The following is a 22,445-nucleotide window of genomic DNA, read 5'->3' as shown; positions in this document are numbered from 1 at the left end:
GAGTCCCGTCCACTCCGCCAACAGCATTGCATAGCAGTACCCGGAAACGGTGCAACAGTTTCGGGCGGTTAGTCTCAGTTGGTAGAGCACTGCCTTCACACGGCAGGGGTCGCTGGTTCGAGTCCAGTACCGCCCACCAATTGCTGGAGTGGTAGTTCAGTTGGTTAGAATACCGGCCTGTCACGCCGGGGGTCGCGGGTTCGAGTCCCGTCCACTCCGCCAAGCATTGCAAAGAAGCAGCCTTTGGGCTGCTTTTTTGCATTTTGCGTCGCATATTTCATGCAAACATTCGCTTATCGCCCAATTTAGGACAAACAACTACCATTCTATTGCTTATCAGCTTGCAATGCGCCTAGGCTGCGGTGATACTTTTGGTTGACTTTCTGTATTTCATATAAAGAGATTCAACTATGCGCAATTTAATCCTGGCGGCTGGCTGCTTAGCCAGCGCGTTGGCCTGGGCAGGCGACCCCGCCGACAAGGCCATCTGGGAATATACGGTCAAGAACGGCGACAATCTGTGGTCGCTGGCGGCCGAGCATCTGTCGTCTCCCGGTTATGTGCCGAAGCTGCAAGCCAGAAATCGCATCGCCAACCCTTACCGGCTGATCCCCGGCAGCATCGTGCGGGTGCCCTACCCCTGGATCAAGCAAGCCCAATCCGACGCCACGCTGGAGGAAATGGCCGGCGAATCCGCCGCCGCCGACGGCAAGGGCAAGCCGCTGGAGCTGGCCGTGGGCAAGAAATACCCCAAAGGCACCCGCTTCACCACCGGCAACGACGCCATGATCAAATTGCGCTTCGTCGACGGCTCTTCGCTGGTGATCAACGCCAACACCGATCTGAGCCTGCAAACCCAGGTCTACTATCCCAGCACCGGGGCGATCCAGTCCCAGATCAAGCTGAACAACGGCAGCACCGGCAATTCGGTGATACCCAACATCCTGATGCCCAGCCGCTATGAAATCCGCACCCCGTCGGCGGTCACCACCGTGCGCGGCACCGAATTCCGCGTCAACGCCGCCGGCGGCGAAGACACCTTGGCGGAAGTGCTCAAAGGCAGCGTGGAAGTCAAAGGACGCCGCAGCAAGGTGGACGTGCCCGCCGGCTTCGGCACCCTGTCCAGCCGCAAAGGCGGGCCCAGCAAGCCGGAGGAACTGCCGCCGCCGCCCGACCTGTCCACCGTGGCGGACAACAGCCAATTCAATCCGCCGCCGCTGGAATGGCAGCGCGACGAGCGCGCCGCCTCCTACCGCGTCACCCTGAGCGGCAAGAAACGGCTGGCCGAACGCCAGTTGCAGACGCCGCGCTATTATCCGCGCCTGCCGGGCAACGGCGAATACGTGCTGAAAGTCCGCGCCAAGAACCGCTCCGGCCTGGAAGGCTACGACAGCACCCGCAGCTTCAAGCTGCAAGCCTACCCGCTGCCGCCGCTGTTGTTCACTCAAGCGGACGGCGTCCAACTGCGGGGCAAATCCCTTCCCCTGCGGGTAAACGCCAGCCCGGAACGGCCGCTGCGGCTGCAGATTTCGCGCCAGGCGGACTTCGCCCAGCCGCTGCTGGAACAGACTTTGACCGATGCCGAGTTCAAAGCCGACTTGCCGGAATCCGGCACCTGGTACTGGCGGCTGGCGCGGCTGGACGCCCAAGGGCGGCCCGGTCCCTTCTCCGCCGCGCAAAAGGTGGAGTCCAAAGGCTGGCTCAGCCGACTGGACCAAAGCGCCCCGGTGCTGGCCGCCCGTCCCTACCCCGTCGAGCGCGCGCGCTACACGCTGACGCTGAGCGCGGCCCAGGCCGCCAACGTCCCGCCGTTCTCGCTGAGCAGCGACCGGCCGCAATGGGAGCTGAAAGCGCTGGAAGCCTTGCCTGCCGGGCAATACAAAGCAACGGTCAAGATCGAGGGAGAACACGGCTACCAGGCGACGGAAGAGCAAGAAATGCTCACTCTTCCCGGAAAACTTCCCTAGAATGGCAACATGCTAACTCACTATCGCGACAAGATTTTGCGCTTGTTGCCCTTCTTGCTGGCCCTGCTGGCGGCTCTGCTGACCCTCTCCGGCCTGTTGCTGCGGCTGGATTTCTGGCTGTACGACGGGCTGATCCGGCTCAAGTCCAACCGTGACCAGGCCAGCAATATCGTCGTGGTCTCCGTGGACGAGCGCAGCCTGTCGGAACTGGGCCGCTGGCCCTGGCCGCGCGAATACCACGCCCAGCTGGTGGACAAGCTGTCGCAGGCCAAGGCGGTGGGCCTGGACATCGTGCTGGCCGAACCCTCGCACAACACCCCGGAGTCGGACCAGGCGCTGGCCGACGCCATCCGCCGCAACGGCAAAGTCATCAGCCCGGTGTTTCCCGAAATGCAGGGCAATCGCCTGACCGAAACCCGCCCCTTGCCCGGCATCGCCGCCGCCAGCGCCGGCCTGGGCCATACCGACTACGAACTGGACAGCGACGGCGTGATACGCCGCGTCTATCTGAAAGCGGGTCTGGGCTCCCCTCACCACCCGAATTTCGCGCAGGCGGTGCTGGACCTGGCCAACGGCCAGCGCCAATCCGAACAGCAAAAAATGGACATGCCCCACGGCAACCCGGACAGCTGGCTGCGCGAAGACCCGGTGATGGTGCCCTATCTGGCCGGCTCCCCGCCGTTCCAGCAAGTGTCCTATATCGACGCGCTCAATCAGCTGCCCCCGTCCTTCTTCGCCGGCAAGATCGTGCTGGTGGGCGCCACCGCCACCGGCCTGGGCGACATTCACTCCACGCCGCTGTCGGCCAACAACCGCGGCATGCCGGGCGTGGAAATCAACGCCTTCCTGCTGTACGGGCTGCAGCAGGACAACACGCCGGTGCCGCTGCCGTTGGGGTGGAAGGCCGTCATCAACGCGCTGGCCATCCTGCTGCTGGACTTGCTGCTCAGCCGCTACAAGCACCGCCAGGGCATCCTGCCGGCCTATCTCCTGGCCTCCTGTGGCGTGCTGGTGCTCAGCGTGCTGCTGCTGACGCTGGCCTCGGTGTTCTGGAGCGGCGTCACCACCGCCATCCTGCTGTGGCTGGCCGGCAGCGTGCGCTTCGTGTCGCGACAGTCCAAGCTGCTGCTGCAGGCCAACACCGACGGGCTGACCGGGCTTTACAACCGCCGGCACTTCGACGAGATCCTGGCGCCGACGCTGGACAAGCACCGCGCCGCCGGCAAGGCGCTGGCGCTGTTGATCCTGGACGTGGACAACTTCAAGGGTTACAACGACCACTACGGCCATTACGCCGGGGACCTGATTCTGCAAAGGCTGGCGCAAGAATTGAACGCCTATTTCAGCGCCCGCCGCCACATCGTGGCGCGCTTGGGCGGCGAGGAGTTCGGCATTGTGCTGGAAGAATGCGGGCTGGATCAGGCGGTGGCGGCGGCGGAAGGCTTCCGCGCCCGGCTGGAGGAATTGGAGCTGCCGCACGTGAAGAGTCCCTTGCGCAAAGTCACCTGCAGCATAGGCGTCGCCGCCCGGGTGCCGGAAGCGGACGACAACGGCCGCACCTTCTACGAAGACGCCGACAGCGCGCTCTACATCGCCAAACGCTCCGGCCGCAACGCGGTCAGCCCCGCCCCCGCCGCGCTGACCCCGCAGCACCAGCGCTGACCCCGCTCCGAAACGCCGCGTCGCCGACGCGCCGCGGACGCTGAACCAGCGTTTAGAATGCGTAGCGGCCGGACAAATACAACATCCTCCCCCATAAATCGGTGGCCGGGCCGGAGTAAGCGGCCGCCCCGCCGCTGAAGCCGGCGCCGGTGGCGTAGCTGGGCATCCGGTTGCCCAGATTGCGGATGCCGCCGCTGACGCTGAGGTTTTTGATCGGCTTCAAACCGAAATTGAGATCCAGCGCGGTATAGGACGCCACCCTCTCCTTCACGTTGCCGGCATTGTCGTACAGCTGCGAATACAGGTTTTTGTAGGAGGCGTAGCTGCGCGCCGTCAGCCCCACGGAATAGTCGCCGCGGATATAGCTCACTTCGAGAACGTTTTTCCAGCGCGGTTGCGCGCCGTAGTCGGCGTATTCCAGCAGCGGGTCGGTTTCGGTCTGCGACTCCTGATAGCTGAAGATCCGGTTTTGCGCATTGCGGAACTTCAGCTTGCCGTAAGCGCCCAGCGACCAATCGTATTGCAGGTCGATGTCCACGCCGGTGGTCCGGGTCTTGCCGATATTCATATAGGGCGCGGAGATGTAGTCGATGTCTCCCCTGACCCCGGGCAGATCCGCGGGTTTGCGCACCACGAAGCCGGGAAAGCGGTCCGGATTGTCCAGCACGTATTGCGGATCCAGCGACTGCACGGTGTTGGACACCTCGATCCGATACCAATCCACGGTGGCCGACAAAGCAGGGCTTGGCTGCAACACCAGGCCCAGCGCGTAGTTCCGGGAATCTTCCGGCTTCAGCCCGGCGTTGCCGCCGCTGCGCAGCTGATTGCTGGCCAAGCCGCAGCGCTCGCGGGCGATGCCGCGGTCGGCGCACTGCGCGTAGTCGTACACCGAGGCGTAAGCCTGGCGCGACGCGTACAGCTGCGGCAGCGTCGGCGCCTTGAAACCGGTGGTGACCGAGCCGCGCAGCATCGCCGGCTCCCAGGGACGGAAGGAAAAAGCCAGCTTGGGGTTGATCGTGTCGCCGAAGTCATTGTAGTGGTCGGCGCGCAAAGCCAGCTGGACCTCCAGATTCTTCAGCACCGGCAGATTGACCTCGCCGAAGGCGGACAGCACCGAGCGGCTGGCCTGCAGGCTTTGCTGCACGGCGAAGTTCATGATCTTGCCGGCTTGCAGCTGCGGGTCCGGCTGCGAGTCAATCGACTCGTGCGACCACTGCAGGCCGGCGGCGAAGCCGGCCGCGCCGGCCGGCAGCTGGAACCACTCGTCCGTGCTGGCCTTGAACTCGAACGCCGACAGGCGCGACGACGAGGAGTTGGCGATGGTGGTCAGATACGGCCGCAACGCTGCGGCGCTATTGTTCTGCGAAAACGGGTCGTACAAGGGCTGACCGGCGGCGCCGTTCCGCAGCATGGAAAGAAAGGCCTCGCTGAGCACCACATTGTTCTGCCTCGCCTCCGCCTTGTTGAGTCCCAGATTCAGCGAGCCCTCCACGTCCCAGCCTTGCAACACGGTGCGCGCGCCCGCCACCGCGCGATAGGTGTCGCTGGTGACCTCGTTGAGCCGTCGGCCGTTCTCGGACAGATTGCGGGTGATCTGCAGATTGTCGGTGGGCTTGAAATCCGGGTAGACCGAGGCCAGGCCGCCGTCCCGCGGATACACCGCCCAGCCCGGGCCGACTATGGTCTGGATGAAGGAATAGCCGCCGTCCAGCGGCGTCTGGCTGCGGTTCACGCCCAGTTCGGCGAAGAACTCGGCGTCGCCGCCCAGACGCTTGGTGTAGTTGGCCATCAGACCGTAGCGGCTGGTGCGCGGCGACAGCTGCGTGCCCAGCTCGTCGACATCGGACACGCACAACTTCGCGCCGCTGGGCCGCGTGGTCAGCCGCCACGGCGGGCAGCCCGGCAAGGGCTTGGCTAGCGCGTTGCTTCGGTCGGCATTGGGCGTGCGGTCGTTCCAATAGCCCCATTGCGCGCCGCTGCGCAGGTCCGGCCCGCCCTGAAACCGGTAGTCGTTGCTGCGGGTGGCGTCGTGCTTGCGGCTGAACACCGGCTCGCGGTGGTAGACGTCGAAGGACAGCAACAGGTTCTGGCCGTCCCGCTCCAGGTCGCCGAAGCCTCCGCTCAGGCTCAGCGCCTGCTCGACGCCGTCGCCGTCCAGATTGCCGCCGCCGCGCAGCGTCGCCTCCGCGCCCCGGTAATTGCGCCGGGTCTTGAAGTTGATCACGCCGGCCACCGCGTCGGAACCGTATATGGCCGAAGCGCCGTCGCGCAGAATCTCCACCGATTCGATAGCCGACAAGGGCAAGGTGTTCAGATCGACGAAGGCGTCGGTGCCGCTGATGAACATCGCGTAATTGGGCAGCCGCCGGCCGTTCAACAACACCAGCACGTATTTGGAGCTCATGCCGCGCAGGCCGGCGGTGGCCGCGCCGGCGGCGAAGCTGCTGGAGTTGGTGCCGGCCAGCAAGCTGCCCACCGACGGCAGCCGATCCAGCAGCTGGATCACCGTGGACGCTCCGGTCTTGTCGATCTCTTCCTTCTTGATCACCTCCACCGCCAAGGCCTTTTCCTTGCCGATGCGCTTGATATTGGAGCCGGTCACCGTCACCCGCTCCAGCGCGACGGTCTCCTCCGCCCAGGCGTCCGCGCCCAGCGCCATGCTCGCCGCCGCGGCGCAAGCCAGATAGCTGCGTTTCATCTCCTCACCCCCTTGTAGTTGGCGCGCCGTCGCCCAAAGCGGCGGCAACGCGCGCCCTTAAGCTGCCCCAGCGGGCGCGGCAAAGAGATCGGGAGCGGCCGCGCGCAGCCGCCCCCGGAGGGATTCATCGCAATATCATTAAAAATCAATAGCTTAATAAATAAATTATTGTTGCGGCAAAATGACAGGCCCGCCGCGCCGTCCCCGCCGTTGCGGACGCCCTCATTATTTTTTACATATTAAGCATGCAATAAGATCATGCGCCCATGAAAAAGGCCGCCCAAGGCGGCCTTGCATGGCTCGAGCTTGGGACTCAGGCCGATTTGCGCGCCAGCAGCCAGCCGGCGAAGCCGATCACGCCGACGAAGAACACCGCCACCCAGAACGGCATCGCCATGCCCAGGAAGGTCCAGTCCACGGTCGCGCATTCGCCGCTGCCCTTCAGCACCTTGGAAATCACCTCCATCAACGGCGAGGACTCCATCAGGAACTCCAGGCCCGGGCCGCAGGCCGGCACCTGGTCCGCCGGCAACTGCTGCAGCCACAGCTGGCGCAGCGACACCGACAAGCCGGCCAAGGCGGCCAGAATCGTCAAACCGCCCCAGACCCTGACGCCGCAGCGGCCGGGGTTGGCCAAGGCCGCCAGCAAGGCGATGATGCCGGCGGCGATCACGCCTATGCGCTGGAAAATGCACAGCGGGCACGGCTCCAGGCCCAGCTGGTACTGCGCGAACAGTGCGAAGCCCATCGCGCCGGCGCAGGCGGCGGCGATCAGCAGAAAACCTTGTCGGTTGCTCAAGCCCATATCTTCCTCAATGTTTGGCGGTAAAACGTCATGGCGCATGATTGTGCCATACAACATGGAGGATTCAGAACCGCGCCGCGGCTTAAAGTTCCAGGAAACGGCGGATCGCCTCTTTCTGCTGCAGGGCGTCCTTGTAGCCCAGCGTGATCAGCTCGCGGGTATAGCCCGGCTCGAACAGCAGATAGGTGGCCAAGGCAGTGCCGCGGTGGCGGGTGGCGCCGGTGCCCTTCATCAGGAAGCGCAGCAAGGGCGGAAACAACCGGGTATGCCTGTAGGCGATGCCCTCCAGCGATTTGCTGGGGTTGAGCATGAAGATGTCCACCTTGCGCAACTGGGTCTGGCGCGCCAGCTCCTCGTGGCTTTGCAGCAGCGACACAGTGTGGTTGACCCGGGTCAGCCGCTCCATGTCCACCGACATGCTGTCGATGAACACGCTGTTGAGCAGATGGCCGAAAATCTGCGCCGGCGACGGGTAGAAGCCGCTGTGGCGGCGCTCTATGGTGTCCGGCCGCTTGCTGGCCAGGCCGACGACGAACAGCTTTTCCGCGCCCAGATGCAGCGCCGGCGACAAGGGGGACAACTGGCGCACCGCGCCGTCGCAGTAGAACTTCTCGCCTATGCACACCGAGGGGAAAATCAGGGGAATGGCCGAGGTGGCCATCATGTGATCGATATTGATGCGCTCGCGCATGCCCAGCCGCTGATAGCGCTCCCACTCCTCCAGGCTGTCCGCGCCCTGGAAAAAAGTGACCGACATCCCGGTGGTGTAGCAGGAGGCGGTCAACGCCAGCGCCTTGAGCGCGCCGTGGCGAACGGAATGGTCTATGCCCTCGAACACCATCACCTTGGTCAGCAGCTCGCGCAGCGGGGCGTTGTCGAGAAAGCTCTTGGGATTGCGCCACAGCCGGCCGCCGGACAGGATGGACAGGCCGAAGTGCAAAAAGGTCTTCAGGAAGTAGCCGGAACTGGCGTCGTAGACATCCTGGATGTGCAGTTGCTTCCACATCTGCGCCAGCGTGGACACCGCCAGATGGAAATTGCCGGCGCCGGAGGCCAGCGCCACCGCGTTGATCGCCCCGGCGGACGTGCCGCAGATGATGGGAAAGGGATTGACGCGCGCGTCCGGCAACAGCCGGGAAATCCCCAGCAGCACCCCCACCTGGTAAGCCGCGCGCGCGCCGCCGCCCGACAATACCAATCCGATCTCGGATTGCCTCCCCATCCCGCACCTCGCGTGGCTATGTTGGCGGCCCGGCTTGCCGGACACCGCGCGGCTTCTTGTTCTATTTAGGCATAGTCAAACGCCGCGGCCAGCGCCAACTTCGCGCGGAGGAAATCCGCTGGACACGCCGGAAGCGCCGCCGCAGGCAGCGCAGCTACAACGCGGGCTCAGGGCTCTTGCAGCCGCCCTTAATAGCCGGCCGCCGTCTGCATCGCCCACAGATGCGCGCCCACCAGCGCGCGCCACGGCGCGAAGCCCTGCAGCCACTGCTCAGTCTCGCGCGGCGACACCGCCTCGGCCCGGCCCAGCAGGCCTTGCAGGCCGCGCCGCACCGCCACGTCGCCGTGCAGCGAACCGTCCAGCCAGCCATAGCCGCGCAGCAGCGCGTAGCTGACCGTCCACGGTCCGATGCCGGGCAAGGCCAGCAAGCGCGCGGCGATGTCTTCCGGCGCGCCGCCGTCCAGCCAGCCCTGCAGCGGCAGGTCGCCGTCGGCCGTCCTCCGGCTCAGCTCCAGCAAGGTCCGGGTCTTGGCGCGGGAGAAGCCGGCCTGGCCCAGTTGGTCCGCCTCCAGCTCCGCCAATTGCTCCGGCGACGGATGGCACAGCAGACCGCCGCTGTGGCGCTTGCCGACCAACTGCATCAGCCGACGCCGCAGCGAGATGGCGGCGTGGACGCTGATCTGCTGACCGGTGACGGCCCAAACCAGCGCCTCGAACGGGGTGGTGGTCTGCGGCACGCGCAAGCCGGGGCGCGCGGCGATCAGGCCGGCCAGCTGCGGATGGCCGCGATGCGCGCGCTCGAAATCCGCCACCGGCTGCGCCAAGCCCAGCATGCGGCGCGCCATGACGGTCAGCGCGGCCTCGTCGCCGGCCCGCGGCGGCGCGTCCGCGTCCAAGCCCACCCGCGCCGCGTCCGCGGAAAAATCCATGCTCAGGCAGGCCGGCGCGCCGCGCCACAGCAAGCCCTTGCGCAGGCTCAGCTCCGTCACCCGCTCGGACAGCTCCTGAGCGTCGCGGCGGTGGAAGGCCATGAAGTCGGCGCGGCGGAAATCCGCGGGCAGGGAAAGGGATATGGACAGCGAAACGGAATCGGCCGGTTCAGCCATGGATCAGCGCGCCTTGCGAAAAGTCAGATTGATGCGGCGCCGCCCCAGCAAAGGGTGTTCGCCCTCCGCCACCGGCAGCACCCCGTGGAACCGCATGCGGTCCGGCCCGCCCCACACCAGCACGTCGCCATGGCGCAGCTCGACGCGGCCGGGACGTTCGGCGCGGCTAAAGCCGCCGAACAGGAAGATCGCCGGCAGGCCCAGCGACACCGACACGATGGGCGCGCCGAAATCGCGTTCGTCCTTGTCCTGATGCAAGGACATCTTGGCGCCCGGCGCGTAGCAATTGATCAGGCAGGCGTCCGGCGCGAAGCCGGCAAAGCCGGCCTCGGCGGCGGCCTCCTCGGCCAGGGCCCGAAACAAGGCCGGCATCGCCGGCCAGGGCCGGCCGCTGCCCGGATCGCGCTCGGCGTAGCGGTAGCCGCGCGCGTCGGACACCCAGCCGTAAGCGCCGCAGCTGGAAGTGGCCACCGACATCGCCCGCCCTCCCGGCGTCTGCATGCCGCGCGGCGGCGCCTGTCGCAAAACCGCCTCCACTTCCGCCAGCAAGGCGGCGTCGATGTCGCTGGCGCGGCGGTGCAATAAGGCGGCGCCGGGCGACAGGCGCTCCAGCCAGCCGCCTTCTTCCGGCGCGAACAGATCCGCCATCGCCGGCCTCAGGCCTCAGGCCTCTCCGGCCACCATCATGCTGCGCAACAGCACCGAGCCCATCTGCCGGCCGCCGCGCTCCAGCACGTCGTTGCCCACCGCGTCTATCTGCATGAACATCTCGCGCAGATTGCCGGCGATGGTGATTTCCTCCACCGGGTGCACGATCACCCCGCGCTCCACCCAGAAGCCGGCCGCGCCGCGCGAATAATCGCCGGTCACGGTGTTGACGCCCTGACCCAGCAGCTCGGTCACCAGCAGGCCGGTGCCCATGGCCTGCAGCAATTCATCCAGGCTTTCGCCGGTGGAATGCACAACCAGATTATGCGCGCCGCCGGCGTTGCCGGTGGTCTGCATGCCCAACTTGCGCGCCGAATAGCTGCCCAGCATATAACCCTGCAGCACGCCCTTGTCCACCAGCCGGCGCGCCACCGTGGCCACGCCCTCGTTGTCGAAGGCGCCGCTGGCCATGCCGCGCAGCAGGAAGGGGTCTTCGTCCACGGTGACGTTGGCCGACATCACCGGCTTGCCCAGCGAATCCAGCAGGAAGGACGATTTGCGGTACAGGCTGCCGCCGCTGATGGCGGCCACCAGATGGCTGAGCAGCGAGGCGGCGATCGGCGCCTCGAACACCACCGGATACTGACCGGTCTTCACCTTGCGCGCGCCCAGCCGCCGCGCCGCGCGCTGGCCGGCCTTGGCGCCGATGGCTTGCGGCGCGTCCAGATCCTCGCGCCGCCGCGCCGACGAATACCAGTAATCGCGCTGCATCGCGCCACCGTCCTCGGCCACCACCGCCGCGGAGATGCTGTGGCGGCTGCTGGCGTAGCCGCCGATGAAGCCGTGGCTGTTGGCGTAGGCGAAATGGCTGGACTGAGACGAGGCGGTGCCGCCTTCGGAATTGCGGATGCGCGGATCGGCCGCCAAGGCCGCGGCCTCGCAGGACTTGGCCAGCTCGATGGCCTCCTCCACCGGCAGCGCCCACGGATGGTACAAGCTGAGATCGGGAAACTCGGTGGCCATCAGCTGGGAATCGGCCAGGCCGGCGCACGGGTCCTCGGCGGTGTAGCGCGCGATGTCCCGCGCGGCGCGCACGGTGTCGGCCAGGGCCTCGTCGGAAAAGTCCGAGGTGCTGGCGTGGCCTTTCTTCTGCCCCAGGTAGACCGTCACGCCCACGCCCTTGTCCTGGTTGTACTCGATGGTTTCCACCTCGGACAGGCGCACGCTCACGGTCTGGCCCAGGCCCTCGGAAACGTCGGCCTCGGCGGCGCTGGCGCCCTCGGCCTTGGCCAGTTCGATCACGCGGGAGGCGATGTCCTCCAGCGCGGCCTGGCTGAAACTGAATGTTTTGTCTGCCATAGTGTCTTTCGCAATGGTCGAAACGGCCGGAGGCCTTTTCCGGTATCATACCAGCCTTGAGAAAACCGATTGAGAATTGCCAACGATGACCCAATACCAGAACGACAGCCCGGACGACGGCTACGTCAGCAAATCCCAGCGCAAGCGCGACATGGATGCGCTGCAGGACCTGGGCCGCGAACTGGTGGAGCTGTCCAAGGACACGCTGAAGAAAATGCAGCTGCCTGAAGACCTGCTCACCGCTATTCTGGACTATAAACGCTTTACCGCGCACGGCGCGCTGCGCCGCCAGCTGCAATACATCGGCAAGCTGATGCGCGACGTGGACCCGGAACCGATCCAGCAGTACCTGCAAATTCTCAAGGGCGAATCGTCCGAGCACATCGCCTGGCAGCACCTGCTGGAGCGCTGGCGCGAACGGCTGATGGAAGACGACAAGATGCTGGCCAGCTTCGTCACCGACTTCCCGGCCGCCGATCCGCAGCAGCTGCGCACGCTGATCCGCAACGCGCGCAAGGAAAAGCAGGACAACAAGCCGCCCAAGTCCTTCCGCCTGCTCTACCAGGCCGTCAAGGACGTGATTCCGGAACCGGGCAAGCCGCGCCTGCATCAGCAGGACCAAGAGGACGACGAGTGATGTTGAAGGTAGGCCTGGTCTCGATCTCCGACCGCGCCAGCAGCGGCGTGTACGAAGACAAGGGCATTCCCGCGCTGCAAGACTGGCTGGCCGCCGCGCTGGCCAGCCCCTTCGCCGTCGTCGCCCGCCTGATCCCGGACGAACAGCCGCAGATAGAAGCCGCGCTCAAGGCGCTGGTGGACGAGGAAGGCTGCCAGCTGGTGCTGACCACCGGCGGCACCGGCCCGGCGGCGCGCGACGTGACGCCGGAAGCCACGCTGGCGGTGGCGGACCGCGAAATGCCCGGCTTCGGCGAGCAGATGCGCCAGATCAGCCTGCGCTTCGTGCCCACCGCCATCCTGTCGCGCCAGGTGGGCGCGATCCGCAAGCAGGCGCTGATCCTCAACCTGCCCGGCCAGCCCAAGGCGATCAAGGAAACGCTGGAAGGCCTGCGCGGCGCCGACGGCCAGGTGGAGGTGCCCGGCATCTTCGCCGCCGTGCCCTACTGCATCGACCTGCTGGACGGCCCCTACATCGAAACCCGCGAGACGGTGGTCAAGGCCTTCCGCCCCAAATCGGCGCAGAAAAAGCCGGACTGAGCCATGGCTTACCAGTCCCCCTCCTGGCTGCGCGGCGGCCACGCCCAAACCATCTGGCCGGCGCTGGCGATCAAGACCCGCCGCCCGGACTACCGCCGCGAGCTGTGGGACACCCCGGACGGCGCCCGCATCGCGCTGGACTTCGTGCCCGGACGGCCGGACGCGCCGCTGGTGGTGCTGTTTCACGGCCTGGAGGGCAGCAGCGACAGCCACTACGCGCGCGCGCTGATGCAGGCAGTGCAGCGGCGCGGCTGGAACGGCGTGGTGCCGCACTTCCGCGGCTGCGGCGGCGTGGACAATCCCTTGCCGCGCGCCTACCACGCCGGCGACGGCGCCGAGGTGCGCTGGATTCTGAGCCGGCTGGCGCAACGCTTCCCGGTCTTGGCCGCCGCCGCGGTGTCGCTGGGCGGCAGCATGCTGCTCAACTACCTGGCGGACGAAGGCGCGCAGGCGCTGCCGCGCGCGGCGGCTGCGGTGTCCGCGCCGCTGGACCTGGTGGCGGCCAGCACCCGGCTGGACCGCGGCCTGGGCAAGCTGCTGTACACCCGCATGTTCATGGGCACGCTCAAGCCCAAGGCGCTGGAATCGCTGCAGCGCCATCCCGGCCTGTTCGACGGCGGCAAGCTCAGCCGCGCGCGCACCTTCATCGAATTCGACGACCTGGTCACCGCGCCCATCCACGGCTTCGGCACCGCGCTCAACTACTGGCGGACCGCCAGCGCCAAACCGCGGCTGGGTCAGATCGCCCGCCCCACCCTGGTGCTGAACGCGCGCAACGACCCCTTCCTGCCGGAACAGGCGCTGCCGCGCCAGGCCGACGTGGCCGCCAGCGTCACGCTGGAATTCCCCCGTCACGGCGGCCACGTCGGCTTCGCCTCCGGCGCCTTCCCCGGCACGCTGGAATGGCTGCCGTCCCGCCTGCTGGAATTCTTCGAGCCGCATCTGGATTGACTGCGCGGCGCTTTCTGCGCATCTTGACGGCATCTCCCCAATCTCGCGAAAGCGCCGCATGAGCCCAGACGCCGTCCAAACCTCCGTTCTGCGCAAAACCTATCTGCGCATCCTCCTCCCGCTGTTCATCGCCTCGGTGCTGGCCTTTCTGGACCGGGTCAACGTCAGCTACGCGGCCTTGACCATGAACGCCGACCTCGGCTTCGACGCCAAGGTCTACGGCCTGGCCGCCGGCATCTTCTTCGCCGGCTACGTCTTGTTCGAAGTGCCCGGCGCCATCCTGGCCGAGCGCTGGAGCCCCAGCCGCTGGATCGCGCGCATCCTGTTCTCCTGGGGCGCGGTCAGCATGCTGCTGGGCCTGGTGCAGAACGAATGGCAGTTCTATTTCCTGCGCTTCATGCTGGGCGTGTGCGAAGCCAGCTTCTACCCGGTGATCTACGCCTCGGTGATCCCGCGCTGGTTCGTCGCCGAAAACCGCGCCCGCGCCATCTCCATCACCCTGAGCTCGCTGCTGGTCTCCGCCATCGTCGGCGCGCCGCTGGCCGGCTGGATGGTGGGTCTGCAGCCCTTCGGCCTCAAGGGCTGGCAAAGCCTGTTCCTGCTGGAGGGCGGCGTCACCGTGCTCTACGGCTTCGCGATCCTGCTGTGGCTGCGGGACGACCCGGCCAAGGCCGGCTGGCTGAGCGCGGAGGAAAAGCGCTATCTGATCGACGCGTTGCGGGCGGAAAAGGCCGCCACCCGCCAACAACAGCCGGCCACGCTGCGCCAGGCGCTGGCGCAGCCGGCGGTGCTGCGGCTGTGCCTGATCTATTTTCTGTGGATCACCGGCTTCTGGGGCTTCAGCTTCTGGATGCCCACGGTGATCAAGAACGCCTCCGGTTGGTCGCCGCTGGCCATAGGCCTGGCTTCCGCCGTGCCCATGCTGGCGGCGCTGGCCGCCATGCTGTGGCTGGGCCACTCCTCCTCGCGCCGCGCCGAGAAACGCTGGCACGTGGCGCTGCCGCTGCTGCTCGCCGCCGCCGGCTTCCTGATCGGCGCGCTGAGCGACAATGTCGCCGTGGCCCTGCTCTCCGTCACCGTCGTCGTCATCGGGGTCTACAGCCCGATGGGCGTGTGGTGGTCCATCCCCACCACCTTCCTCACCGGCACGCTGGCGGCCGGCGCCATCGGCCTGATCAATTCCGTCGGCAATGTCGGCGGCTTCATCGGCCCCTACGCGCTGGGCCTGATCGAGGCGGCCACCGGCAGCCACACCCTGGCCTACTTCTGGCTCAGCGGCTCCCTGCTGCTCAGCGCGCTGCTAGTGCTGGGCTTGAAGCCGCAAGCGCAAACAGCGGACAATTCAAGCCAAGCCGCCGCTTCCGGCGGTCGATAGGACGCCCGACCCATGCTGAAACGAATCTTCGCCCCCGCCCTCTGCGCGCTGCTGCTCGCCGGCTGCGCCACTATGGCCGATCGCCTGCGCGGCTCGCTGGAGCCGCCGGCCGAGCGCGGCTACGCCATCGTGTCGCTGACCGGCAAATCCGCCAATCCGGACAGCGCGACGCTGGGCCTGGACATCGCCAACGCCTCCGGCCGCGTCGTGGCCGCAGACAGCGCCAGCCTGCTGACCGACACCGTGTTCGGCGAGCAGGGCAAATCGATGGCGGAGGGGAAATTGATGCTGTTCACGCTGGAGCCGGGCAGCTACCGGGTGGAACAGGTCTGGGCCAACTGGCTGGAGGACGGCGCCTGGGGCGTCAACCGCAAGATGCGCAGCTTCCGCCTGGCCGCGCCCTTCGAGGTGAAACGCGGCGAGGCGGTCTATTTGGGCAATGTGGAGGTGGAAATGAGCTTCCTGCCGGAAGCGCGCCTGCGCGACGAGTCCGAGCGCGACTTCGCCCATGTCCGCCGCATCTGGAAGATCAAGGATGTGTCCGGCGTTCAGCTGCGGCCGCTGGGCCAGGCGCACCCCTGAGAGCCTGTTTACGATCTGCTGCGCTTCGTGAGCCGTGACACGGCGAGTGCCGCTTCGAAATGCTCATATACCTTATGTACGCTCCGCTTTCTTAGAACCTGTTTACGATCTGCTGCGCTGCGGCGATACGACGTTGAAACCCGCTTCGAAATGCTCATGTACCACTCGTACATTCCGCTTTCTCAGCGGTTTTCGTCTTGTCTCGCCCTAGCTCGCTAGATCGTAAACACGTTCGGAGAATTCGCTCACTTCTGCCACAGCTTGGCCAGATAGGCCGGCTTCACCACCGCCGCCGACAACGGCGCCGCCTCCAGCACCCGGTAGGCGTTCTGCCGGGTGTCGCGCAACAGCGCGTCGGCGTAGGGCGCGCCGTCCAGCTTGCGCAGAGCCGCCACGCGCGGCGCGTTGGCCTTGTCGCTGCGGTGGGTGACCACGCCGATCTCGTTGCTGGCCAACTTGACGAAGCTGCCGGGCGGGTACACGCCCAGCTCCTTGATCAGCAGGGCCGCGTGCTGCGGATCGAAGTCGCCCAGCTCGCCGCGGTACAGGCTGCCTATCACCAGCGCCGGCAAAGCCGGCTGCGGCTGATGTATGCAGGAACACAACACGTCCACCATGTGCAGCAAGGCCGCGTCCGGGTGGATGTCCTCGCCGCGCAGCCCCTGCGGGTAGCCGTCGCCGCCGCGCTGCTCCTGATGGGTCTGCACCAATAGATGCCAGTGCTCGTCCACCACGCCCGACTCGCGCAAGATCGCGGAGCCGACGATGGGGTGGGCGTAGAGATCGTCGCGCTGCGCGGCGTCCGGCGGCGTTTGCTGCCGCGACAGTTGATTCAATAGGCCGGTGATCGCCAGATTCATGCTCAAGGCCGCGCCCACCACCGCCTGCAAGCGCGCCTCCTCCATGCCCAGCCGTCGCCCCAGCACCGCCATGATCGCCGCCACGTGCACGCTGTGGGCGCTGCCGATGTCGCGGTAAGGCGTCAGCAGCACGCTGGCCAGCACCCCGTCCGGCTGCTTGCAGGCCAGCCGGATCAGCGCGTCCGCCATGTCCGCCAGCCGCCCGGCCAATCCCGGCACCGCCAGGCCGTGCAAGAGCAGGCCCTCGGCGCGGCGGGTCTGGAAGCCCAGCTCCATGATGGGGTTGGGCTGCACCTGCGCCGCGGCCTCTTTTTCGCGCTGCGCCGCGCGCTCCAGCTGTTCGCGCTCCAAGCGCGCCGCCACCTCCTCGCTGTCGCCGTGCGCCAGCGTCACCAGCCGCTCGCGCTGCTCCGGCGTCAGCACGTAATGGCCTTTTTTCAACAACAGCAGGCCGTTCTTGGCGTACACGTCGACCGGCAGTTGCTGGCCGATGCGCAAGAAGCTGGTGGGCAGCTTCACTTTGGAGGAGTCCGGCATAATCTATATACGTTTCGTTAAGTCATGCTTCAATGGCTGTGAATAATGCCGCATTCCCTCGGCCTAAGGAAGCCCCCGCGCTCCGGCGCGCGCGCCGGCTTGCCAGGCAATGCCGACAGCATTAATCTAGTTCCCTCAATCCCATCACCTCGTTGGAGAATACCGTTATGACAAGCAATCGACCTGTCGACGCTTCGCGCAGGGACTTTCTGAACAGCGCGGTGGGCGTGGGCTTCGCGCTGGCGGTGCAGCCCGTCGCCGCCAGCGCCATTCTCACCGACGGCGACGGCCTCAACGCCGGCGCGGCGGAGATTCCGACCGGACCGGCCGTCATGCCGGGCTATATGGCCAAACCCTCCGCGGCCGGCGGCCCGCTGCCGGTGGTGCTGGTGGTGCAGGAAATCTTCGGCGTGCACGAACACATCCGCGACCTGTGCCGGCGGCTGGCCAAGGCCGGCTACCTGGCGGTGGCCCCCGAGCTCTATTTCCGCCAGGGCGACCCCAGCAAGGTGGCCAGCATCAGCGAGCTGGTCAGCGGCCTGGTCAGCAAGGTGCCGGACAGCCAGGTGCTGGCCGATCTGGACGCCACCCTGGCCTGGGCCGGCGGCCACGGCGGCGACGTCAAGCGCGCGGCCATCACCGGCTTTTGCTGGGGCGGGCGCCAGGTATGGCTGTACGCGGCGCACAATCCCGCGCTCAAGGCCGGCGCCGCCTGGTACGGACGGCTGCAGGGCGAGGCCGGCGCCAACACCCCGCGCCAGCCGCTGGACGTCGTCGCGCAACTGCATGCGCCGGTGCTCGGGCTCTACGGCGGGCTGGACAAGGGCATTCCGCTGGAATCCGTGGACAAGATGAAGGCCGCGCTGCGCGCCGCCGGCAAAGCGTCCGAAATCGTGGTCTACCCGGAGGCCGACCACGGCTTCAACGCCGACTACCGCCCGACCTACAACGCCGCCGCCGCCAACGACGGCTGGCGTCGCATGCTGCAATGGTTCAAACAACACGGCGTCTGACACCGGCTACTCTCCCGGCGGCCGTCTGGCGCAGGCCGCCAGCCGCATGCGGATCACCTGATTGAAGCGCGCCAGCCAGTAGGGATCGAACTGACGCTCCGAGGCGTTGATCTCGGCGATGGCGCGCATCATCGAATGCCGCAAGCCGCGATGCGCGTGTTTCAAGGTCACCGCCTCGAAGGCGTCCACCAGGGCCAGGATGCGCGCGCCGCTGCAAATCTCGTCGCCGCGCAAGCCCAGCGGGTAGCCGCGGCCGTCCGGCATCTCGTGGTGCTGGGCCACCATCCGCGCCGCGTCGGCCCAGGCCGGCATCCGCTCCAAGAGGCCGGCCGCCCAGCCGGGGTGCTCCGCCATCTGGAGGCGCTCGGATTCGCTCATCCGCCCCACTTTCAACCAGAACGACTCCGGCAACAGCATCATGCCGATATCGTGCATATACACCGCCGCTTCCAGCTGTCTGTCGTCCACCATCCCCGGCGCCTGGCGGCTGGCCTCCAGCGCCAGTTCCAGATTGCGTTCGGTGCGCCCCTCGAACTGCGGCAGGCGCTGCTCGAATTGCAGGGCCAACAGCCGGAAAAACGCCAGATCGCCCTGGCTGAGCTGCGCGGCGGCGTCCGCCGGCGCATCCGGTTCGATCACGTGCAGGGGAATGCCGGTGATCTGTTCCACCAATTGCTGGCAACGCTGCAACAGCTCGCCCACCGGACACTCCGCCACCTGGTTCAGCGCCCGCATCAGCAGGGGCAGTTGCAGATCGTCCAGCAATTCATGGCTCTCCAGCGCCTCCAGCGCCAGGCCCAGGCGGTCCATCACCAGCAGCATCACATCGCCTATCGAATCCTCGTAGGCCACCTCGCCGCTGCGCAGCCGCTCCAGCAGGCTTTCCAGCGCGTGAACGAAGGGCACCACGAAACGCACCTGGCACATGCTGGCGTCGCCCTTGATGCTGTGCAGCAAGCGAAACAGCTGATCGATCTGCGCGGCGTCGTTGTCGCCGAAACCCAGCTGGCAAACCAGATGCTCAACCTGCGGCGCGTAATCGCTCATCACTTCCATGAAATCGTGAAACGCCTCCGGCTCCACGATCTCCAGCGTCAGCTCCTGCTTCCCCATGCCCCCTCCCATTTTCAATCGCCCTTCATTCCAGTATATGCAGCATGCGGCAAAGCGTGCGACGGCGGCCTTTCCAAACCCTCGCGCGCCGCGCATAATTTGCGCCCTCGGCGCATCGCCCGCCCATCCGCCCGATATTCCCATGCCAAATCAACTGCAAACGCTGCAACAACACATCGCCTTCATTATTGAAGTGGACAAACTCAAGACCGTGCTGCGCAAAACCAAGGCCGCCCACGTTGACCGCTACGAGAACTCGGCGGAACACAGCTGGCAGATCGCCCTGTTCGCCCTCAATCTGCGCGACTTCGCCGCCCAGCCGGTGGACATAGACAAAGTGGTGCGCATGTTGCTGATTCACGACTTGGGCGAGATCGACACCGGCGACACCATCGTCTACGCCGCGGACGGCGCCGCCGAGCGCGAAGCCGAGGAACTGGCCGCGATGCGCCGCATCCTGGGCCTGCTGCCCCAGCCCATGGGCTCGGAGCTGCTGGCCTTGTGGCAGGAGTTCGAGGCCAGAGAAACCCCGGAAGCGCGTTTCGCCCGCGCGATAGACCGCTTGATGCCCATCTTGCTCAATCTGCAATCCGGCGGCCAGAGCTGGCGCGAAAACGGGGTCAGCAAGCAACAAGTGCTGAGCATGGCGGTGGGCAAAGTGGAGGACGGCTGTCCGCTGGCGGCGGGCTGGTTGCGCGCGGAATTGGACCGCGCGGAGCGGGCCGGTTGTTTCGGCGCCTGAGTCAAAACCCTAAAAAACCGGCAGAAATGCCAGGGGCTCCTGAAAAAACAGGGGAAAAACCCTTTCGGCCATGCAGAAAACGCTTGCCATGTCCCGGAACTATAGGCACTATTCCTGCCGCAGGATGCTCAAGTTGTGGATGTGTTGTTGTCGTAGTGGCATTAAGTCCGTACCTCAGTCGCCATTTCCCTTGAACTTCGTGCCTTTTATTTCAACTGCTCGTTTTGAGGAATTAACAAAATGGCAACCGGTACCGTTAAGTGGTTCAACGACTCCAAAGGTTTTGGCTTTATCACCCCGGATGAAGGCGGCGACGACGTGTTCGCTCACTTCTCCCAGATCAATGCCAAAGGCTTCCGCACCCTGGCCGAAAACCAGCGCGTTAGCTTTGACGTCGTAGACGGCCCGAAAGGCAAACAAGCCTCCAACATCCAGCCCATCTAATCCTCGCGATTAGTCAGCTTGATGAAAACCCGGCCTCGGCCGGGTTTTTTGCATTTACGCCTCAACGCAAGGAATTCCCATGTCCGCCTCCGACGACCACGAACACATCATCGCCGCCACCCGCGACTGGCTGGAAAAAGCGGTGATAGGCCTCAATCTCTGTCCGTTCGCCAAGAGCGTCTACGTGAAGAACCAGGTGCGTTACGTGGTCAGCGACGCCACCCAGCCGGACCAGCTGGCGCAAGAACTGGCCACCGAACTGCAATTGCTGGCCGACAGCAGCCCGGACGAGATCGACACCACCTTGCTGATCCACCCGCGCGCGCTGCAACGCTTCCTGGATTTCAACGATTTCCTCGACATCGCCGACGCCATCGTCGAAGACATGGGACTGGACGGCGAGCTGCAAGTGGCCAGCTTCCACCCCAAGTTCCAGTTTGAGGGCACCGGCGTCAACGATATCGAGAACTTCACCAACCGCGCGCCCTACCCCACCTTGCACCTGCTGCGCGAAGCCAGCATCGGCCGCGCGGTGGAAGCCTTTCCGCAAGCGGAAGCCATCTACGAAAAGAATATCGAAACGCTGAAACAGCTGGGCCTGGACGGCTGGAAAGCGCTGTTCGCCGGCAAAACGCAGTAAGCGCACGCGAGTCGCGCATTGCCAAGCGCGGCGCCGGCATGGTACACCAACGGGCATTCCACCCCTTGGAGTTCAAGTCTCATGTTGCTCAGGCCCTTGTTGCCGCTCGCCGCGCTGCTGTTGAGCGCGTGCGCTTACACCCCGGTGCAGAAGCCCGTCGCCGGCGACGACTTCCGCGGCAACGAGCTGGGGCAGAGCAGCGCCAACCGCATGGCCAATCTGGCCATGCGCGACAATCTGGCCAGCTTGCAGACCCTGCTGGAAAAACTGTACAAGCGCAATCCGCGGGAGTGGCGCAAAACCGGCGCCGCCGACTACCCGGCCGCGATGCGGCAGGTGATGGCGGCGATCAGCAACAACGCCCCGCTGCCGGCCCTGACCGGCCAGCGCTCCATCTCGGCGATGAGCGTGGCCTTCGAGCCGGGCTTTGGCGGCGACCGCGCCGGCGCGCTGATCTACGGCATGGGCTCGATGCTGGTGGACGCCTACGGCGGACGCACCGAGCTGTTCCTGGTGCACGGGCTGGACGCGCAACAGCTGGCCAACGCCTCGCACAATCTGGAAGTGGCCGCCTGGATGCTGAACAACCGCCAGATCAGCGGCGCGCCGGTCTTGCTGTCCAATGAAATCGGCAGCGTGCGCAATCTGTCCTTCGAACGGGAATTCGGCAAGATGATGGCCAGGCTGGACCTGCTGGCGGAGTTGTCGGACGAGAAACTGCGCCGCAGCGCCATCGACTTCGGTCAATCGCTGATCGCCGGCCCCTTCCTGCAGTTTCTGCCGGTCAGCGCCGCCGCCCAGGCCGCGGCGCCCTAGGAACCGGTTCAAAACCTCGCGAACCAGGCGTTGCCGCTGAGAAAGCGGAATGTGCGAGTGCTATATGAGCATTTAGAATGCGGCACTCGCCGCGCCACGCCTTTCAGCTCCGACGCTTGCCCACCTTGTCGCCATAGAAGGCGCGGATGCGCGGCATATCGGCGTCGATATCGCCGCTGGGCGTGAACATCGGCCCGAAACCGGCCTCCTTGCGGCCGTAGTCCAGGTAGGCCAGCGCCACCGGCACTTCCGCGCCGCAGGCGATATGATAAAAGCCGGTTTTCCACTCGGACACCGCCTTGCGCGTGCCCTCCGGCGGGATCGCCACCACCAGCCGATCCGAGCGCCGGTAGACTTCCACCATCTGCTGCACCAGCGAATTGTTCTGATGCCGCTTGACCGGAATGCCGCCCAGCCAACGCATCACCGGCCCCATGGGCCCGGCGAACAGCGTGTGCTTGCCCATCCAGTAAATCTTGGCCCGCGCGGCGAAGCACACCGCCAGCGTCAGCGGAAAGTCCCAGTTGCTGGTATGCGGCGCGCCGATCAGCACGTATTTGTCCAGCTTGGGAAACTCCCCCCGCAGCTTCCAGCCGCTCAGCTTGAGCGCGACGATGGACAGGCAGCGGAACAAAGGCCGGATCACGGGCGTGTCAAAAATGGTGAAATGCATGACGGTCCTGAGCAAGG

21 protein-coding genes and 2 tRNA genes are annotated in these 22,445 nt (G+C 65.9%); 14 read left to right on the top strand and 9 right to left on the bottom strand.

What is annotated here, in order from left to right; translation table 11 throughout:
- Positions 1–62 precede the first annotated feature (62 nt).
- From VK98_RS07070 to VK98_RS07055, 4 genes are all read left to right on the top strand, one after another.
- Positions 63–139: transfer RNA gene (locus tag VK98_RS07070), tRNA-Val, on the top strand.
- A gap of 6 nt (positions 140–145) precedes the next feature.
- Positions 146–222: transfer RNA gene (locus tag VK98_RS07065), tRNA-Asp, on the top strand.
- Between the two features lie 188 nt (positions 223–410).
- The gene (locus tag VK98_RS07060; RefSeq protein ID WP_048413363.1) at positions 411–1,967 is read left to right on the top strand and encodes a FecR domain-containing protein; all 1,557 of its coding nucleotides are present in this window, start codon (positions 411–413) and stop codon (positions 1,965–1,967) included.
- A gap of 9 nt (positions 1,968–1,976) precedes the next feature.
- Positions 1,977–3,629 carry a CHASE2 domain-containing protein gene (locus VK98_RS07055; protein ID WP_048413362.1) on the top strand — a complete coding sequence of 551 codons (1,653 nt, stop codon included), beginning with the start codon at positions 1,977–1,979 and terminating at the stop codon, positions 3,627–3,629.
- Between the two features lie 52 nt (positions 3,630–3,681).
- Here the strand turns inward: VK98_RS07055 and VK98_RS07050 are convergent, their stop codons facing one another.
- The 6 genes from VK98_RS07050 to pmbA all read right to left on the bottom strand — a co-directional run bounded on the left by VK98_RS07050 (position 3,682) and on the right by pmbA (position 11,467).
- Positions 3,682–6,327 carry a TonB-dependent siderophore receptor gene (locus VK98_RS07050; protein WP_048413361.1) on the bottom strand — a complete coding sequence of 882 codons (2,646 nt, stop codon included), beginning with the start codon at positions 6,325–6,327 and terminating at the stop codon, positions 3,682–3,684.
- A 313-nt stretch (positions 6,328–6,640) separates the two neighbouring features.
- Entirely contained in the window at positions 6,641–7,132 is a 492-nt protein-coding gene (locus VK98_RS07045) for a disulfide bond formation protein B (RefSeq protein WP_048413360.1), read from the bottom strand.
- An 82-nt stretch (positions 7,133–7,214) separates the two neighbouring features.
- Positions 7,215–8,354, bottom strand: a complete 1,140-nt coding sequence (locus VK98_RS07040) for a patatin-like phospholipase family protein (RefSeq protein WP_048413359.1) — start codon at positions 8,352–8,354, stop codon at positions 7,215–7,217.
- Between the two features lie 188 nt (positions 8,355–8,542).
- Entirely contained in the window at positions 8,543–9,460 is a 918-nt protein-coding gene (locus VK98_RS07035; protein ID WP_048413358.1) for a DNA-3-methyladenine glycosylase, read from the bottom strand.
- A gap of 3 nt (positions 9,461–9,463) precedes the next feature.
- The gene (gene alkB, locus VK98_RS07030) at positions 9,464–10,108 is read right to left on the bottom strand and encodes a DNA oxidative demethylase AlkB (RefSeq protein WP_048413357.1); all 645 of its coding nucleotides are present in this window, start codon (positions 10,106–10,108) and stop codon (positions 9,464–9,466) included.
- Between the two features lie 15 nt (positions 10,109–10,123).
- Positions 10,124–11,467 carry a metalloprotease PmbA gene (pmbA, locus tag VK98_RS07025; protein WP_048413356.1) on the bottom strand — a complete coding sequence of 448 codons (1,344 nt, stop codon included), beginning with the start codon at positions 11,465–11,467 and terminating at the stop codon, positions 10,124–10,126.
- An 85-nt stretch (positions 11,468–11,552) separates the two neighbouring features.
- On the opposite strand from pmbA, the gene yjgA reads away from it, so the two are divergent.
- Genes yjgA through VK98_RS07000 form a run of 5 tightly spaced genes read left to right on the top strand, consistent with a single transcriptional unit; the run spans position 11,553 to position 15,590 of the window.
- The gene (yjgA, locus tag VK98_RS07020; RefSeq protein WP_048413355.1) at positions 11,553–12,104 is read left to right on the top strand and encodes a ribosome biogenesis factor YjgA; all 552 of its coding nucleotides are present in this window, start codon (positions 11,553–11,555) and stop codon (positions 12,102–12,104) included.
- The gene (mog, locus tag VK98_RS07015; RefSeq protein WP_048413354.1) at positions 12,104–12,682 is read left to right on the top strand and encodes a molybdopterin adenylyltransferase; all 579 of its coding nucleotides are present in this window, start codon (positions 12,104–12,106) and stop codon (positions 12,680–12,682) included. Before yjgA ends, mog begins: the two co-directional genes overlap by 1 nt.
- A gap of 3 nt (positions 12,683–12,685) precedes the next feature.
- Positions 12,686–13,633 (top strand): YheT family hydrolase, encoded by a 948-nt coding sequence (locus VK98_RS07010; protein ID WP_048413353.1) that lies wholly within the window; start codon positions 12,686–12,688, stop codon positions 13,631–13,633.
- A gap of 58 nt (positions 13,634–13,691) precedes the next feature.
- Complete coding sequence (locus VK98_RS07005) at positions 13,692–15,008, top strand: MFS transporter (RefSeq protein ID WP_048413352.1); 1,317 nt, start codon at positions 13,692–13,694, stop codon at positions 15,006–15,008.
- Between the two features lie 12 nt (positions 15,009–15,020).
- Positions 15,021–15,590, top strand: coding sequence for a hypothetical protein (locus VK98_RS07000; RefSeq protein WP_053077275.1), 570 nt, complete (start codon positions 15,021–15,023; stop codon positions 15,588–15,590).
- A gap of 245 nt (positions 15,591–15,835) precedes the next feature.
- On the opposite strand, the gene VK98_RS06995 is transcribed toward VK98_RS07000, so the two are convergent.
- Complete coding sequence (locus VK98_RS06995; RefSeq protein WP_048413351.1) at positions 15,836–16,987, bottom strand: HD-GYP domain-containing protein; 1,152 nt, start codon at positions 16,985–16,987, stop codon at positions 15,836–15,838.
- 167 nt (positions 16,988–17,154) lie between these two features.
- Between VK98_RS06995 and VK98_RS06990 the strand changes: the two genes are divergently transcribed.
- Positions 17,155–18,000, top strand: coding sequence for a dienelactone hydrolase family protein (locus tag VK98_RS06990; RefSeq protein WP_048413350.1), 846 nt, complete (start codon positions 17,155–17,157; stop codon positions 17,998–18,000).
- A gap of 6 nt (positions 18,001–18,006) precedes the next feature.
- Here the strand turns inward: VK98_RS06990 and VK98_RS06985 are convergent, their stop codons facing one another.
- Positions 18,007–19,113 carry an HD-GYP domain-containing protein gene (locus VK98_RS06985; protein ID WP_048413349.1) on the bottom strand — a complete coding sequence of 369 codons (1,107 nt, stop codon included), beginning with the start codon at positions 19,111–19,113 and terminating at the stop codon, positions 18,007–18,009.
- A gap of 142 nt (positions 19,114–19,255) precedes the next feature.
- Between VK98_RS06985 and VK98_RS06980 the strand changes: the two genes are divergently transcribed.
- From VK98_RS06980 to VK98_RS06965, 4 genes are all read left to right on the top strand, one after another.
- Positions 19,256–19,855 carry an HD family hydrolase gene (locus tag VK98_RS06980; protein ID WP_048413348.1) on the top strand — a complete coding sequence of 200 codons (600 nt, stop codon included), beginning with the start codon at positions 19,256–19,258 and terminating at the stop codon, positions 19,853–19,855.
- A 240-nt stretch (positions 19,856–20,095) separates the two neighbouring features.
- A complete protein-coding gene (locus tag VK98_RS06975) occupies positions 20,096–20,299 on the top strand; it encodes a cold-shock protein (protein ID WP_019101682.1) in 204 nt (67 codons plus the stop codon).
- Between the two features lie 79 nt (positions 20,300–20,378).
- Positions 20,379–20,939 carry a DUF1415 domain-containing protein gene (locus VK98_RS06970; protein WP_048413347.1) on the top strand — a complete coding sequence of 187 codons (561 nt, stop codon included), beginning with the start codon at positions 20,379–20,381 and terminating at the stop codon, positions 20,937–20,939.
- 81 nt (positions 20,940–21,020) lie between these two features.
- Positions 21,021–21,755 (top strand): hypothetical protein, encoded by a 735-nt coding sequence (locus VK98_RS06965; protein WP_048413346.1) that lies wholly within the window; start codon positions 21,021–21,023, stop codon positions 21,753–21,755.
- A gap of 103 nt (positions 21,756–21,858) precedes the next feature.
- Here VK98_RS06965 and VK98_RS06960 read toward each other — a convergent pair whose 3' ends face one another.
- Positions 21,859–22,428, bottom strand: coding sequence for a lysophospholipid acyltransferase family protein (locus VK98_RS06960; RefSeq protein ID WP_048413345.1), 570 nt, complete (start codon positions 22,426–22,428; stop codon positions 21,859–21,861).
- Positions 22,429–22,445: the final 17 nt, after the last annotated feature.

Source organism: Chromobacterium sp. LK11 (genome assembly GCF_001043705.1).
Classification (GTDB): Bacteria; Pseudomonadota; Gammaproteobacteria; order Burkholderiales; family Chromobacteriaceae; genus Chromobacterium; species Chromobacterium alkanivorans.
The sequence above is the reverse complement of the archived record's forward strand: the minus strand, read 5'-3'. Positions and strand labels throughout refer to the sequence as shown.

What these genes read in the sequence shown, in the direction of transcription:
- VK98_RS07060 (WP_048413363.1), top strand. Translation starts at nt 411, where the DNA reads ATGCGCAATTTAATCCTGGCGGCTGGCTGCTTAGCCAGCGCGTTGGCC.
- VK98_RS07055 (WP_048413362.1), top strand. Translation starts at nt 1,977, where the DNA reads ATGCTAACTCACTATCGCGACAAGATTTTGCGCTTGTTGCCCTTCTTG.
- VK98_RS07050 (WP_048413361.1), bottom strand. Translation starts at nt 6,327, where the DNA reads ATGAAACGCAGCTATCTGGCTTGCGCCGCGGCGGCGAGCATGGCGCTG.
- VK98_RS07045 (WP_048413360.1), bottom strand. Translation starts at nt 7,132, where the DNA reads ATGGGCTTGAGCAACCGACAAGGTTTTCTGCTGATCGCCGCCGCCTGC.
- VK98_RS07040 (WP_048413359.1), bottom strand. Translation starts at nt 8,354, where the DNA reads ATGGGGAGGCAATCCGAGATCGGATTGGTATTGTCGGGCGGCGGCGCG.
- VK98_RS07035 (WP_048413358.1), bottom strand. Translation starts at nt 9,460, where the DNA reads ATGGCTGAACCGGCCGATTCCGTTTCGCTGTCCATATCCCTTTCCCTG.
- alkB (WP_048413357.1), bottom strand. Translation starts at nt 10,108, where the DNA reads ATGGCGGATCTGTTCGCGCCGGAAGAAGGCGGCTGGCTGGAGCGCCTG.
- pmbA (WP_048413356.1), bottom strand. Translation starts at nt 11,467, where the DNA reads ATGGCAGACAAAACATTCAGTTTCAGCCAGGCCGCGCTGGAGGACATC.
- yjgA (WP_048413355.1), top strand. Translation starts at nt 11,553, where the DNA reads ATGACCCAATACCAGAACGACAGCCCGGACGACGGCTACGTCAGCAAA.
- mog (WP_048413354.1), top strand. Translation starts at nt 12,104, where the DNA reads ATGTTGAAGGTAGGCCTGGTCTCGATCTCCGACCGCGCCAGCAGCGGC.
- VK98_RS07010 (WP_048413353.1), top strand. Translation starts at nt 12,686, where the DNA reads ATGGCTTACCAGTCCCCCTCCTGGCTGCGCGGCGGCCACGCCCAAACC.
- VK98_RS07005 (WP_048413352.1), top strand. Translation starts at nt 13,692, where the DNA reads ATGAGCCCAGACGCCGTCCAAACCTCCGTTCTGCGCAAAACCTATCTG.
- VK98_RS07000 (WP_053077275.1), top strand. Translation starts at nt 15,021, where the DNA reads ATGCTGAAACGAATCTTCGCCCCCGCCCTCTGCGCGCTGCTGCTCGCC.
- VK98_RS06995 (WP_048413351.1), bottom strand. Translation starts at nt 16,987, where the DNA reads ATGCCGGACTCCTCCAAAGTGAAGCTGCCCACCAGCTTCTTGCGCATC.
- VK98_RS06990 (WP_048413350.1), top strand. Translation starts at nt 17,155, where the DNA reads ATGACAAGCAATCGACCTGTCGACGCTTCGCGCAGGGACTTTCTGAAC.
- VK98_RS06985 (WP_048413349.1), bottom strand. Translation starts at nt 19,113, where the DNA reads ATGGGGAAGCAGGAGCTGACGCTGGAGATCGTGGAGCCGGAGGCGTTT.
- VK98_RS06980 (WP_048413348.1), top strand. Translation starts at nt 19,256, where the DNA reads ATGCCAAATCAACTGCAAACGCTGCAACAACACATCGCCTTCATTATT.
- VK98_RS06975 (WP_019101682.1), top strand. Translation starts at nt 20,096, where the DNA reads ATGGCAACCGGTACCGTTAAGTGGTTCAACGACTCCAAAGGTTTTGGC.
- VK98_RS06970 (WP_048413347.1), top strand. Translation starts at nt 20,379, where the DNA reads ATGTCCGCCTCCGACGACCACGAACACATCATCGCCGCCACCCGCGAC.
- VK98_RS06965 (WP_048413346.1), top strand. Translation starts at nt 21,021, where the DNA reads ATGTTGCTCAGGCCCTTGTTGCCGCTCGCCGCGCTGCTGTTGAGCGCG.
- VK98_RS06960 (WP_048413345.1), bottom strand. Translation starts at nt 22,428, where the DNA reads ATGCATTTCACCATTTTTGACACGCCCGTGATCCGGCCTTTGTTCCGC.